We start from the raw sequence: 13281 nt of genomic DNA, 5'->3' as shown, positions 1-13281 counted from the left end.
TAAAGGGTGAGCCCAGGACAGGGGATCGACCCTCCTGAGCTCACCTCAGCTCTCCAACACACTCACACTCGGCTGCTGCACCACTGAAGTGGCCGTTGTGAGCTTGGAACGCTGAAGGAAGCCCTGAATTGTCTCTGCCATCTGAGCAGGGGTCAGTCCCAATTTCTCGAAGCTTTGTTGGGGCGTTGCGTGATCCACAAGAACGTCTGGGATACCCAATCGCAAAATTGAAGGCTTGATGTCTGCGTCCAGCAGCGACTCAGTCAGCGCAGACCCGAACCCTCCCGCCAAGGTCCCTTCCTCAATGGTGACAACCTTGCCGATTCGACGCGCGAGCGGATGCAACAACTCATCATCCAGTGGTCTGAGGAATCTGGCATTCACAACCGTGCTCTGGACACCACAGGACGCGAGCAGGTCTGCGGTCGCAAGCGCTTTTGAATTCATGGCCCCATAGGCCACGATCAGGAGATCGTCACCGTCACGAAGCACTTCGCCACGACCGATCGGCAGGGGTTCCCAGCCCTCCTCCATCAGCGGAACACCCTCACCGGGTCCCCGAGGAATTCTGATGGCACAGGGTCCGGAATGCTGGAGGCTGCTGACCAGCATTCGTTGCAATTCGGCCTCATCTTTCGGGGCCATCACGGTGAAATTCGGAATCGCCCGCAGATAGCTGATGTCGTACTGACCTTGATGTGTGGGGCCGTCGGCACCGACGATTCCTGCACGATCAAGCACGAACGTGACAGGCAGATTCTGAATGCCCACATCGTGGATCATCTGATCAAACGCTCTCTGCAGAAAGGTGCTGTAGATCGCCACGACCGGCCGCAAGCCATCGCAAGCCATGCCAGCGGCCAGGGTGACCGCGTGCTGTTCAGCAATTCCCACGTCGACGTATTGATCGGGGAGCGCTTTTTGGAGCAGGTCCAGGCCAGTGCCCGTTGCCATCGCTGCAGTGATGCCAACCACTTTGGAGTTCTGCTCGCAGATTTTCACCAGTGTTTGCCCAAACACTTTGCTGTAACTCGGTGGTTTGGGAGTTTTGCTGGGTCTGGCCTTGCCGGTTCCCAGATCAAAAGCTGACTGGGCGTGGTAACCAACCTGATCAGCTTCCGCGTAGGGATAGCCCTTCCCTTTCTTGGTGATCACGTGAACGAGAGCAGGTCCGCCGATGCGATGCGCTGCTTGGAAAGTACGGATCATTTCCCCCATGTCATGGCCATCAATGGGCCCCATGTAGGTGAAACCAAGTTCTTCGAACACAGCACCAACCTTCGGCACCGCGAGTCGGCGCATGCTTTCCTTCAGCCGATTGAGTTCTGGAGGCAAATCGCCGCCCATGAAAGGGAGATGGCGCATGCTTTCTTCAACACTTCCAGAGAGGAACTGCATCGGCGGACTGAGGCGCATCCGGTTGAGATGGCTTGACAACGCCCCGACAGGGGGAGATATCGACATGTCGTTGTCATTCAGCACCACCAGAAGTGGGGTGTTGGGCATGTGACCGGCATGGTTAATGGCCTCGAGGGCCATTCCACCGGTCAACGCGCCATCACCGATCACAGCGACGCACTTGTAGTCCAAACCTTGGCGGTCACGGGCCATCGCCATCCCGAGTGCAGCGGAAATGGATGTGCTGGCGTGGCCTGCACCGAAATGGTCGAACTCACTCTCACAGCGCTTGAGATATCCCGCTACACCCCCCTGTTGGCGGAGTGAGTCGAAATCTGCATAACGGCCTGTGATCAATTTATGGGGATAGGCCTGATGGCCCACATCCCAAACCACACGATCCTTGTCGAGATCCAGGGTTTGATAAAGCGCCAGGGTCAACTCGACAACGCCGAGGCCTGGTCCGAGGTGTCCTCCGCTGTTGGACACAACCTCGAGATGGCGTTCTCGGATCTGTTTGGCAACGTCTTGGAGCTCTGCCACGGAGAGTCCATGCAGCTCATTGGGATGGGCTAGGTCGCTCAGGTGCATGGGCCCGCTTCTGATTCAGGCAATCTACGGGCCCTCCTTACCGGCCGCGACAGCCGCTCGGTTGTCACACTGGAACCATGGACGACTATCTCCAAAGAATTCTTCGTGCGCGGGTCTACGACGTCGCCCGTGAAACCCCCCTTGATGTAGCGAGCAATCTCAGTCGCCGTCTCGCCAACACCGTCCGTCTCAAACGGGAGGATCTGCAACCCGTTTTTTCGTTCAAGCTTCGCGGGGCGTACAACCGGATGGCCCAGCTGTCCCAGGAGGAGCTGAGCCGGGGTGTGATCGCCTCCAGTGCGGGGAACCATGCGCAGGGTGTCGCACTCAGTGCGTCCCATCTCCACTGCCGGGCCGTGATTGTGATGCCGGTCACCACACCAAGCGTGAAGGTTGAGGCCGTGAAGCAACTCGGTGGTGAAGTGGTTCTCCACGGAGAGACCTACGACGAGGCCTATGCCGAAGCCTGCCGTCGCAGCGAGAACGAACATCTCTGCTTCATCCACCCGTTCGATGACCCGGATGTCATCGCCGGTCAGGGAACCGTGGGCATGGAAATTCTGCGTCAGAGTCCCCGTCCGCCCGATGCCATCTACATCGCGATTGGTGGAGGTGGCCTGATCGGGGGCATTGCGGCCTACGTGAAAAGCCTGTGGCCCGATGTGCAAATCATTGGCGTTGAACCTCACGACGCTGCCGCCATGACCCTCTCGCTGGAGGCCGGTGAACGCATTCGACTTCCGCAAGTCGGATTGTTTGCTGATGGTGTGGCCGTGCGCGAGGTCGGTGAGCACACCTTCCGCCTCGTGAAGCGTTACGTGGATTCCATCGTCATGGTCAGCACCGACGAGATCTGTGCAGCGATCAAGGATGTCTTCGAAGACACCCGCTCGATTCTCGAGCCGGCTGGGGCTTTGGCGGTGGCAGGTTTGAAAGCGGATGTGGCTCGACGCGGCCTGAAAGACCAGCACCTGGTGGCTGTCGCTTGCGGAGCCAACATGAATTTTGACCGGTTGCGTTTCGTTGCCGAACGGGCTGAATTGGGCGAGGAGCGGGAAGCCATGCTGGCTGTGGAGATTCCCGAACAACCGGGGAGCCTGAGACGACTCTGCGAACTACTTCACAAACGGAGCCTCACTGAATTCAGCTACCGCATGGCTGCCGGCGAGACCGCCCAGATCTTTATGGGCATCCAGGTGGCTGACCTCCAGGACCGCTCTGATCTGCTCGCTTACCTGCGCAGTCATGGCTATCAGTGCCTCGATCTCAGTGATGACGAACTGGCGAAAGTTCACCTTCGCCACATGGTGGGAGGGCGGCTGCCCATGCGCGTTGATTCAGCCAGCCAGCAACCCCAGGAATTGCTCTATCGCTTCGAGTTCCCGGAACGTCCCGGAGCGCTCATGCGCTTTGTCAGCGCCTTGCATGCGGACTGGTCCATCAGCATTTTTCACTATCGAAACCATGGGGCGGACGTGGGTCGCATTGTGGTGGGGGTCCTGGTGAAACCCGATGAGCTCCAGGACTGGCAGGTGGTGCTCAGAGAACTTGGCTATGCGAGCTGGGAGGAAACGTCGAATCCGGCTTATCGCCTCTTTCTGGGGGCCTGATGGCCCTTTGGGGTGGGGACGTTACCTTGAACTGTCGGGTTGAGAGGTGGGGATTTGAGTGACGACACGTTGGCCGCGGTGAGGACTCGTGAGCATCCCCTGGATCCGGCCCTATCCCTACCAGCGCGTTTGGAGGCGATTCTCTACTTAAAGGGTCGTCCCCTCTCGCTCGAGGAGCTGGCCGCACTCTCTGGCGTCTCAGCGTCCGCAGCGGAACAGGGTTTATTGGTGTTGATTGCCGGGTACGCCCAGCGAGACACGGCCCTGGAAATCAACCACGCCAACGGCCGTTACGGTCTCCAGCTCCGACCAGGGTTGGGAGATCTGGTGAGGGATCTCCTTCCCGTCGATCTCTCAACAGCGGCCCTGAGAACGTTGGCCACGATCGCCTTGAAAAAGCGCATCCTGCAGTCGGATCTGGTGGATTTGCGCGGCTCTGGGGCCTACGACCACATCAAAGAACTGATCAGCCAAAATTTCATTGAACGCAAGCGCCAGAGTGATGGTCGCTCGTACTGGATCACGTTGACAGAAAAGTTTCATCGAACCTTTTCTGTGCTCCCTGAAATCGGTGGCACCGAACCGCCCCAGGCTGCATAGAGTTCGTTCAGTCATCCCGCTTCCATGGCTTTCGAGTTGGTCTCCACCACGCTCCAAGTGCTGGCGCAGACCCTGCAGATCTATTCGCTCGTTTTGATTGTGCGCGTGCTGCTGAGCTGGTTCCCCAACATCGATTGGAGCAACCCGGTGCTGAGCACCGTGAGTTCCATCACTGATCCTTACCTCAACGCGTTTCGAGGCCTGATTCCCCCACTCGGTGGGCTCGACCTCTCAGCGATTCTTGCGTTCTTCGCTCTCAGCCTCATGCAGCGCCTGCTGATCTCCGCGAGCTTTTCCTTCGCAGGTGGTTTTGGCAGCTTCGGCTGACCTTCAGCGATGGTCGCCTTCGCCGTGCAACGTGCCTCGTGTCGAACGGCTCTTGAGCTTTTCGAGGTTCATCCTGCCCACGTCGTCGAGGGTCAGTCCCAGTTCAGCGGAGAGCTGGGCGACGTACCAGAGAACGTCGCCCAGTTCGAGAGCGAGGTCTTGCTTGAAGCGTTCATCAACCACCCCGTTCCGATCCCGGATCAGTTTCTTCACCTTCTCAGCCACCTCTCCAGCTTCTCCGGCAAGTCCCAGCGTTGGATAAATCAGATTGCTTCCAAGATCGGGGTAGCGGGCCGTTGTTCTGGAGTCCCGCTGGTAATCATTGAGCTGCACGGTGGAGAGGCGCCAACGGGCTTGACGGTAGATTCCGCAGGTTGATGGCGGCAAACATGGCGGTGCTCGATCTGAACCGTAGAACCAAGATCGTTGCAACGATCGGCCCAGCCACCGAGAGTCCTGAGCGAATCCGTGAGCTGATTCAGGCCGGTGCCACCACCTTCCGTTTGAATTTTTCCCACGGGGATCACAGCGAGCATGCCGCTCGGATGGCCACAATCCGCCAGGTGGCGCATGAGCTGGGCGTTCATATCGGCATCCTCCAGGACCTTCAGGGACCCAAGATCAGGCTCGGCCGTTTTGAGGAAGGTCCGATCACCGTTGGCAAAGGTGATCACTTCTCGCTCACCTCAAAACAGGTGCGCTGCAACCAAACGGTTGCCACGGTCACCTACGACAAGCTTGCTGATGAGGTCACCGCAGGCAGTCGCATCCTTCTCGACGATGGCCGCGTCGAAATGCGTGTGGACAGGGTTGATCTGGCGGATCAGACCCTCCATTGCGTCGTCACCGTTGGCGGTGTTCTCTCCAATAACAAAGGGGTGAATTTCCCTGATGTGCAACTTTCTGTGCGTGCACTAACCCAGAAAGACCGCCAGGATCTCGCCTTCGGACTTCAGCAGGGTGTCGACTGGGTCGCCCTCAGTTTCGTGCGCAATCCCTCGGACATGCAGGAGATCCGGGAACTCATTCGCAAACATGGCTTCACCACTCCTGTGGTGGCGAAGATCGAGAAATTTGAAGCGATCGACCAGATCGACGCGATCTTGCCGCTCTGCGACGGGGTCATGGTGGCCCGCGGAGATCTCGGCGTTGAAATGCCTGCTGAAGAGGTTCCCCTGCTGCAGAAGGATCTCATTCACAAAGCCAACAGCCTGGGCATCCCGATCATCACGGCAACCCAGATGCTCGACTCAATGGCTTCAAGCCCCAGACCCACCCGAGCAGAGGTGAGTGACGTGGCCAACGCAATCCTGGATGGAACCGACGCGGTCATGCTTTCCAATGAAACCGCCGTTGGAGATTTCCCCGTTGAAGCGGTCGAAACCATGGCCACGATTGCGCGGCGTATTGAACGGGACTACCCCCAGCGACCCATTGACACCCACCTGCCCAGCACCATCCCCAACGCCATCAGTGGAGCGGTGAGCAGTATTGCTCGACAACTCAACGCAGCAGCCATTCTTCCCCTCACCAAGAGTGGTGCCACAGCCCACAACGTGAGCAAGTTCAGGCCCTCCACGCCGATTCTGGCGATCACTTCAGAAGTTTCGGTGGCACGCAAACTGCAGCTGGTGTGGGGAGTCACCCCCTTGCTGATTGAAACGCAGAAGAGCACAACAGCCACCTTCACCCTTGCGATGGGAGTCGCCCAGGAGATGGGCGTTCTCAAAGATGGTGATCTCTGCGTTCAGACGGCAGGAACCCTCGCAGGGGTGAGCGGCTCCACCGATCTGATCAAAGTGGGCATTGTGAGCGCTGTGCTGGGACGGGGAACTGGAATCGGCAACGGTTCGATCAGTGGAAAGGTGCGCATCGCCCTCAACGCCAGCGACTGTGCCCGTCTGGAACCCGGCGAAATCCTTGTAGCCAGCGACACCAACGCTGACTACCTTGACGCCTTCCGTGAAGCTGCCGCAATCATCACCGAATGCGGTGGCGATGATTCGCATGCAGCAGTCATTGCCCGTCGGCTCGGTTTGTCAGTGATCACCGGTGTCGCCAATGCCACCAGGGATTTACGGGAAGGTGAGGTGGTCACCCTCCACATCAAGGAAGGCGCAGTTCACCGTGGCACCGGCAGCAACACGCTGATGAAACTCGACACGATGCTCTAAGCACGACCGAACCCATGGCGAGCAACCTGCCCATCGCCGAAACCGTCGGGATGGCTCTCACCACACTGAGAGCCAATCGACTGAGAAGCCTTCTCACCATGCTGGGGATCGTGATCGGCAATGCCTCCGTGATCACCCTTGTTGGCGTGGGCCGGGGCGCACAGAATCTCGCGGAAAGTCAGCTCAGCACCCTCGGCGCCAATGTGCTGTTCGTGGTGCCCGGAAGCAACGACACCCGCAGGCAAGGCGTGGCGTTTCCAAAGACACTCGTTTTGGAAGACGCTGAAGCAATTGCGGAGCAGGTGCCGAGCGTGAAGCGGGTGGCACCACAGATCAATGCCAATGAGGTTGTGCAGGCGGGCGCAAGAAGCAGCACCGCAGCGATCTTTGGAATCACACCTGAATTTCTCCCTGTGAGAAGTTTCGAGATCTCCAGGGGGCGGTTCATCACCGAACAAGATGTCAAAGCCGCGCGCACTGTTGTGGTGATTGGCCCTGATTTGCGAGACAAACTGTTCCCCAGCGGTAGTGCCATTGGCCAAAACCTGCGGATCCGTGATCAAAGTTTCACGGTCATTGGTGTGGTGGCGCCCAAGGGAGCCGTGTTCGGCTCCAATCAGGATGAAAATGCTTACATCCCACTCACCACCATGGTGAGCCGACTCACGGGACGCGATCCCACCTATGGCGTCAGTCTGAGTTTCATCAGTGCTGAAGCGCTCTCGGAACAAAGCACCGGGGCTGCGAAATTTCAAATCTCCAATCTTCTTCGGCAACGGCACAAGATCCTGCGCAACGACGATTTCGCAGTGCGTTCCCAGCAGGACGCCCTCACCATCGTTGGCACAATCACCGGTGGACTCACACTGATGTTGGGAGCGATCGGAGGCGTTTCGCTGCTGGTGGGTGGTATCGGGATCATGAACATCATGTTGGTGTCGGTCAGCGAGCGCACCGAGGAAATCGGTCTGCGCAAGGCCCTTGGCGCAAGAAGTTCCGATGTTCTGCGTCAGTTTCTTGTTGAGTCCCTCGTTCTGGCCAGCCTTGGCGGAGTGATCGGCACCGCAGCTGGTTACGGAGCCATCGCCTTGGTCTCAGCGTTCACTCCCCTGCCAGCAGCGATTGGAGTCTCCACAGTTCTGGTCACCGTGGGCTTATCAGGCTCCATTGGCCTGTTTTTCGGAGTTGTCCCGGCTCGACGAGCAGCTCAACTTGATCCGATCACGGCATTGCGCAGTCTTTAAAACGCTCTGCGTCTGCAGTTCAACACCTACAGCTCTTACGATCACCCAATCAAAACGAGATCCATGAACCAACGCTGGCGCCAGATCCTTCTTTGGGGTCTCCCGATCACGATTGCTCTGGTGCTGGCCTGGCAGGTGCTGGGGAGCGGTGGATTGAACGGTCTCAAGCCTGGTGGTCCCACCGTGGCTCCGCGAAACACTGCGGTTGCCCGCATGAGCTACGGACGCTTCCTCGATTACGTCCAAGCAGGGCGGGTCACCTCTGTCGATATCTATGACGGAGGACGGGACGCCGTCGTGGAAGCCGTCGACCCCGACCTCGACAACCGAGTGCAACGTCTGAGAGTTGATCTTCCTGGGCTTGCCCCCGAGCTGATCAACACCCTGAAGGCGGAGGGAATCAGCTTCGACATCCACCCTCCAAAAACAGCACCACCGGCCCTGGGTCTGCTCGGGAACCTGTTGTTCCCTCTGCTCCTGATCGGTTCCTTGATTTTCCTGGCGCGGCGTTCCAACAACATGCCTGGGGGACCGGGTCAAGCCATGCAATTCGGCAAGACGAAGGCCAGGTTTGCGATGGAGGCCGAAACCGGCGTGATGTTTGACGACGTTGCCGGCGTGAACGAGGCCAAGCAAGACCTTCAAGAAGTTGTCACCTTCCTGAAGCAGCCCGAAAAATTCACCTCAGTTGGTGCACAGATCCCCAAAGGTGTGCTCCTGGTTGGCCCTCCGGGCACGGGCAAGACCCTGCTTGCCAAAGCAATTGCTGGTGAAGCTGGTGTTCCCTTTTTCTCCCTCTCCGGTTCGGAGTTCGTGGAGATGTTTGTTGGCGTTGGTGCCAGCCGCGTTCGCGATCTCTTCAAGCGTGCCAAAGAGAACAGCCCTTGCCTGATTTTCATTGATGAAATTGATGCTGTTGGCCGTCAACGAGGCGCTGGAATTGGTGGTGGCAACGACGAACGTGAGCAAACCCTGAACCAGTTGCTCACAGAAATGGACGGCTTTGAAGGCAATAGCGGAATCATCATCATTGCCGCAACCAATCGTCCCGACGTTCTCGACTCTGCACTGATGCGTCCCGGTCGCTTCGATCGCCAGGTCACTGTTGACGCTCCGGACATTAAAGGCCGTCTGTCCATTCTGGAGGTGCATTCCAGAAATAAAAAACTCGATCCCGAGCTTTCACTCGACAGCATCGCCAGACGCACCCCCGGGTTCACCGGAGCCGACCTGGCCAATCTTCTCAACGAAGCAGCAATCCTCACCGCCCGCCGTCGTAAGGAAACGATCAGCCTCTCGGAGATCGACGATGCCGTCGACAGAATCATCGCTGGCATGGAAGGTCAACCGCTCACCGACGGTCGGAGCAAGCGATTGATCGCTTATCACGAAGTTGGGCATGCCCTTGTGGGCACTCTGGTGAAAGACCACGACCCTGTTCAGAAAGTCACCCTGATTCCAAGGGGCCAGGCGCAGGGTTTGACCTGGTTCTCGCCGGATGAAGAGCAGATGCTGGTCTCACGTTCCCAGCTGAAGGCGCGCATTATGGGAGCCCTTGGTGGGCGCGCCGCCGAAGACGTGGTGTTCGGACGCTCTGAAGTCACCACCGGAGCGGGTGGAGACATTCAACAGGTCGCTTCGATGGCCCGTCAGATGGTGACCCGCTTCGGCATGAGCAACCTTGGTCCCATGTCTCTGGAAGGTGGCAGTCAGGAAGTGTTCCTTGGACGCGACCTGATGACCCGGAGTGATGTTTCGGAAGCCATTTCAAAACAAGTCGATGACCAAGTTCGCAACATTGTGATGCAGTGCTACCAGGAAACACTGGAGCTTGTTGGCGCCCAAAGAGAGCTCATGGACGATCTCGTTGAGCTACTGATCGAGAAAGAAACGCTCGACGGAGATGAATTCAGAAACATGGTAGCCAAAGTTACCAACATCCCCGAAAAAGAACGCTTCTCTCCCGTTCTTAGCTGAGATTTAACCTCCGGGTTCCATGATTGATTTTTCGGTTGGTCTATGGAGCCCGGAGAAGGAATCCATTCTCCACTTGAGAGTTTCAGCAGTTATCGGGGAGATGATTGGTCTCCGGAACGCTTAGCTTTCCATCAGAATCTTGAGCAATTCGCTGAGCGTGTGGGCTTGATCGTTGGCTTACAAGCCAACGGAAAAATTGAGCAAAGCGAGGCCTATGCTGAGATCAAATCGCTTTGGAACGAATTGCGAACTAGTAAAAAAGATTTGTCTATCTAACAATCAACCATATAAAAATCCACTCAAGTCACCGAACTGATCTGAGTGGATTTTTTTATCGCAGTCGATTAAACGGAGTGCACAGGACGTTTGTCGATCACACTGTCGATCAGCCCATAATCCACAGCCTCATTGGGTGACATAAAGAAGTCACGGTCCGTGTCTTCCTGAATCTTCTCCAATGGCTGAGATGTGCGCTCCGACAGCTCTTGGTTCAGACGGTTCTTGAGGAACAGAATTTCATCAGCCTGTATTCTGATGTCGCTCGCCTGACCACGGGCACCGCCCAAGGGCTGGTGAATCATGATCCGAGAATGACGGAGGCTGCTTCTTTTTCCTTTCGCTCCTGCGCAAAGCAGGAATGCTCCCATGCTTGCCGCAAGACCAACACAGACGGTCTGCACATCGGGTTTGATGTGCTGCATCGTGTCAAATATACCCAGTCCGTCGTAAACGGATCCACCAGGTGAATTGATGTACAAGAAGATATCTTTTTCCGGATCTTCTGCCTCCAAAAAAAGCAGCTGGGCAACGATACGGTTGGCTGATTCACTCGTGACAGCCTCTCCCAAGAAAATGATGCGCTCCCGCAGCAAACGGGAATAGATGTCAAACGCTCTTTCCCCGCGCCCGGATTCCTCGATCACGATGGGGATCATGCTGAACTTGCACACTGACTCAATCCTAACGGCGGCATCGTCAGCGCTATGGTCGTGCCTTGAATCAGCTGCAGAAAACCTTGACAGGGCTTCGGACGATCGCAGACAGCAAGAGAGCGTTTCACGCAGCCTTTCCCTACGTGATTCCATCTCTCTATCGACGCACTGCCGATGAGTTGCTTGTGGAACTGCATCTGCTCAGTCACCAGACGCAGTTCAAGACCAATGCACTCTTTGCTGTTGGCCTGCGGCAGGTGTTCACGGCTTTTACCAAGGGATACCGACCTGCTGATCACCTCCCCCAGCTGTTCGATGCCCTTTGCAGTTGCAATGGCTTCAACGCCGAAGAGCTGAAATCCCTCGCCGAAGGCTCGGAGCAAGCTGTGTCCGGTCACAGCGTCGACGAGGTTCAGACCTGGCTGCAAGCGAAAGGTGATGGAGCTCCCGCCCCCCTTGCCACCTGTCTTGCCGACATCGCTGGCGAGCAATTCCATTATTCGAGACTGATGGCTGTCGGTCTGTTTTCGCTCTTGTCCTCTGCCCAGGGCGATTCGCAAGATCCCGAGGAGCTCTGCAAGACAGCTCACACCATCGGTGAGCAGATCGGACTGTCGAGGCCTCGTCTGGAGAAGGATCTCAGCCTGTACAGAAACAACCTTGAAAAAATGGCCCAAGCGGTCGAATTGATGGAGGAGACCCTCGCGTCCGAGCGCCGCAAGCGGGAACGCCAGGCCTCTGAAAACAAGCAGCCTCAAGATTGAGGCAATGTCAGTTGACCCACCAACCGCCAAAGCCCTTTGGCCGGTTGGCGGGTCTCTAAGGGTTTGACCTCAAAGGTCAGCGTTGATGCCTTGGTCATCGGCTTGGGCCAACGTCCACTGAGGAGATCCATGCCGGCCAGCGTCAGTGGATCAGCTTGAACAACCAGGGACGCCGCATCGGGCACGGCGAGATTGCGAATGAACGGCGTTCCTTCAGGTTCAATGCCAAAGCCCACGCTCAGCAGCCGTTGGTCGTTGTCTCCAAGCCAACGCCAGCCACCGACGATGGTGGCTTGGGGATCATCGGTTTTGGACCACAGCTGCTCTCCCTGTGGCCCCGAATCATCGGCTCGTTGCAGTGGAGAGAATCCACGACGTTTCAGCTTCTCACTGACGGCAGTGAGCACCTTGAACCACGAAGCCTGGTCCTTGGGAACGGGAATCTGTAGTTGCAGCCCTGCCCGATACAGGCCTGTAGGCCGGGCCACGAGTCGTAGCGAAAAGGGTGACGCACTGATCCGAGATCGCAACGCCTCGTTAATGCCGTAGTTCTGTTCCAAAGGAACCTGAATGATCTGCCGACTCATCAGGGTTCCAAAAATCAACTGCAACGCAGACCCGTCGACACGCAGCAAGGTTGAAGGCTCAGCGGCCACTGCCTCATCGTTGTCGCTGGGCCAGCGAACCAATGGCGCTTTCACCGCGCTGGTGCGCAGTGGGCGTTGTGCAATCACACCACTCCACTGCAAAGCCCGTCCCTGAAGGCGCAGTTGCATGCATCCCTCCCGTCCTTGCTGCAGCAAGGGGGCGAGAGCACCGCTCAAGGAGGCCAAGGCATCAGCGGTCCAGTACACACTGGGTCGTGTCGAGAGAGAGTCGAGACAAGACTGAAACAGCCCACCTTCACGCAAGGCTGGCCTTTGAGGCGTCACCGCCTTGATGCGCTGCGTTAACTGCTCACGGTGCAACTGATCGGTGCCAATCACCACCAGAGAGCCGTAGCGCTTACCGATGGACCGCTGCGCTTGAGACGGGGCCAATGTTGCGGGGAGGAGCAAATAGGCTTCTCCGTCCAATGACCAAGCCTGCCACCAGAGCATGCCTCCCTGACGCTTCCAAAGATCACGCGCCGGCTTGACACCAAGGCGAGCATTCCAAAGCGCGGGAACAGGTCGACGTGGATCCCCCTGAAAGCTCTGGATCAGGGTGAACCCTTCGGCCAACCGAGCGAGGGAACGCGCGGTTGCATCACGCTGAGAGAGTTTGCGACTCGCCGTCGACCCCAGGCCGATGATCGACCCAAGGATGACCAGAGAAAGTCCGAGCGCAGTGGCAGGACAAGACTTGAGCCCTGAAGCAATGAACCGACGGCCGAATGAACTGGACTCAACTGCGACCACTGGGTGAACGCCGGCGACGACGGTCTCTCCACTCAATGGTAGACAGATAAATCACAGCACCACTCACGAACACGAGCAGAGCTGTGGCCGTGACCGCCAAGCCTTGATTCAGCAACTGGGATTCAACTGTTGCGAGCACCTCAGAAATTCAGCGTGCCGTCACCGTTGCGCCCCCACACCACCATGGCGATCGAAAAGCTGAACACAGCTGCAAGAGAAGCCCAGGCCAGGGTGAACAGCATGTCTTAAACGTGGTTGCGGGAA

General features: G+C 57.4%; 14 protein-coding genes. 8 read left to right on the top strand and 6 right to left on the bottom strand.

Features of this window, described 5'->3' with window-relative positions; translation table 11 throughout:
• Positions 1–45: 45 nt before the first annotated feature.
• Positions 46–1989, bottom strand: coding sequence for a 1-deoxy-D-xylulose-5-phosphate synthase (gene dxs, locus SynBMKMC1_RS06910; RefSeq protein ID WP_186473190.1), 1944 nt, complete (start codon positions 1987–1989; stop codon positions 46–48).
• A 77-nt stretch (positions 1990–2066) separates the two neighbouring features.
• Between dxs and ilvA the strand changes: the two genes are divergently transcribed.
• The 3 genes from ilvA to SynBMKMC1_RS06895 are packed head-to-tail and all read left to right on the top strand — an operon-like array spanning position 2067 to position 4526.
• The gene (gene ilvA, locus SynBMKMC1_RS06905; protein ID WP_186473189.1) at positions 2067–3599 is read left to right on the top strand and encodes a threonine ammonia-lyase, biosynthetic; all 1533 of its coding nucleotides are present in this window, start codon (positions 2067–2069) and stop codon (positions 3597–3599) included.
• A gap of 54 nt (positions 3600–3653) precedes the next feature.
• Positions 3654–4199, top strand: coding sequence for an SMC-Scp complex subunit ScpB (gene scpB / locus SynBMKMC1_RS06900; RefSeq protein WP_186473188.1), 546 nt, complete (start codon positions 3654–3656; stop codon positions 4197–4199).
• A gap of 24 nt (positions 4200–4223) precedes the next feature.
• Positions 4224–4526, top strand: coding sequence for a YggT family protein (locus SynBMKMC1_RS06895; RefSeq protein ID WP_011933127.1), 303 nt, complete (start codon positions 4224–4226; stop codon positions 4524–4526).
• Positions 4527–4529: 3 nt separating this feature from the next.
• On the opposite strand, the gene SynBMKMC1_RS06890 is transcribed toward SynBMKMC1_RS06895, so the two are convergent.
• Positions 4530–4859, bottom strand: coding sequence for a nucleoside triphosphate pyrophosphohydrolase family protein (locus SynBMKMC1_RS06890; protein ID WP_011933126.1), 330 nt, complete (start codon positions 4857–4859; stop codon positions 4530–4532).
• Positions 4860–4915: 56 nt separating this feature from the next.
• On the opposite strand from SynBMKMC1_RS06890, the gene pyk reads away from it, so the two are divergent.
• The 4 genes from pyk to SynBMKMC1_RS14535 all read left to right on the top strand — a co-directional run bounded on the left by pyk (position 4916) and on the right by SynBMKMC1_RS14535 (position 10197).
• On the top strand, positions 4916–6700 hold the full coding sequence (gene pyk / locus SynBMKMC1_RS06885; RefSeq protein ID WP_011933125.1) for a pyruvate kinase: 1785 nt from the start codon (positions 4916–4918) through the stop codon (positions 6698–6700).
• Positions 6701–6714: 14 nt separating this feature from the next.
• The gene (locus tag SynBMKMC1_RS06880) at positions 6715–7944 is read left to right on the top strand and encodes an ABC transporter permease (RefSeq protein ID WP_186473187.1); all 1230 of its coding nucleotides are present in this window, start codon (positions 6715–6717) and stop codon (positions 7942–7944) included.
• A 63-nt stretch (positions 7945–8007) separates the two neighbouring features.
• The gene (gene ftsH / locus SynBMKMC1_RS06875; protein WP_186473186.1) at positions 8008–9921 is read left to right on the top strand and encodes an ATP-dependent zinc metalloprotease FtsH; all 1914 of its coding nucleotides are present in this window, start codon (positions 8008–8010) and stop codon (positions 9919–9921) included.
• Between the two features lie 42 nt (positions 9922–9963).
• Complete coding sequence (locus SynBMKMC1_RS14535; RefSeq protein WP_011933122.1) at positions 9964–10197, top strand: hypothetical protein; 234 nt, start codon at positions 9964–9966, stop codon at positions 10195–10197.
• A gap of 68 nt (positions 10198–10265) precedes the next feature.
• Here SynBMKMC1_RS14535 and clpP read toward each other — a convergent pair whose 3' ends face one another.
• Positions 10266–10856, bottom strand: a complete 591-nt coding sequence (clpP, locus tag SynBMKMC1_RS06870; protein ID WP_011933121.1) for an ATP-dependent Clp endopeptidase proteolytic subunit ClpP — start codon at positions 10854–10856, stop codon at positions 10266–10268.
• Between the two features lie 80 nt (positions 10857–10936).
• Here clpP and psb29 point away from each other — a divergent pair, with 80 nt between their 5' ends.
• The gene (psb29, locus tag SynBMKMC1_RS06865; protein WP_186473185.1) at positions 10937–11617 is read left to right on the top strand and encodes a photosystem II biogenesis protein Psp29; all 681 of its coding nucleotides are present in this window, start codon (positions 10937–10939) and stop codon (positions 11615–11617) included.
• Here psb29 and SynBMKMC1_RS06860 read toward each other — a convergent pair.
• The 3 genes from SynBMKMC1_RS06860 to petN all read right to left on the bottom strand — a co-directional run bounded on the left by SynBMKMC1_RS06860 (position 11608) and on the right by petN (position 13259).
• Positions 11608–12840: a hypothetical protein gene (locus SynBMKMC1_RS06860; RefSeq protein ID WP_255486351.1), complete on the bottom strand. Its 1233-nt coding sequence runs from the start codon at positions 12838–12840 to the stop codon at positions 11608–11610. The genes psb29 and SynBMKMC1_RS06860 overlap by 10 nt on opposite strands.
• A gap of 163 nt (positions 12841–13003) precedes the next feature.
• On the bottom strand, positions 13004–13156 hold the full coding sequence (locus SynBMKMC1_RS06855; protein WP_186473183.1) for a hypothetical protein: 153 nt from the start codon (positions 13154–13156) through the stop codon (positions 13004–13006).
• 1 nt (position 13157) lies between these two features.
• A complete protein-coding gene (gene petN / locus SynBMKMC1_RS06850; RefSeq protein ID WP_006041398.1) occupies positions 13158–13259 on the bottom strand; it encodes a cytochrome b6-f complex subunit PetN in 102 nt (33 codons plus the stop codon).
• Between the last annotated feature and the right edge of the window lie 22 nt (positions 13260–13281).

This window comes from Synechococcus sp. BMK-MC-1 (assembly GCF_014279955.1).
Lineage (GTDB): Bacteria > Cyanobacteriota > Cyanobacteriia > PCC-6307 > Cyanobiaceae > Synechococcus_C.
The sequence above is the reverse complement of the archived record's forward strand: the minus strand, read 5'-3'. Positions and strand labels throughout refer to the sequence as shown.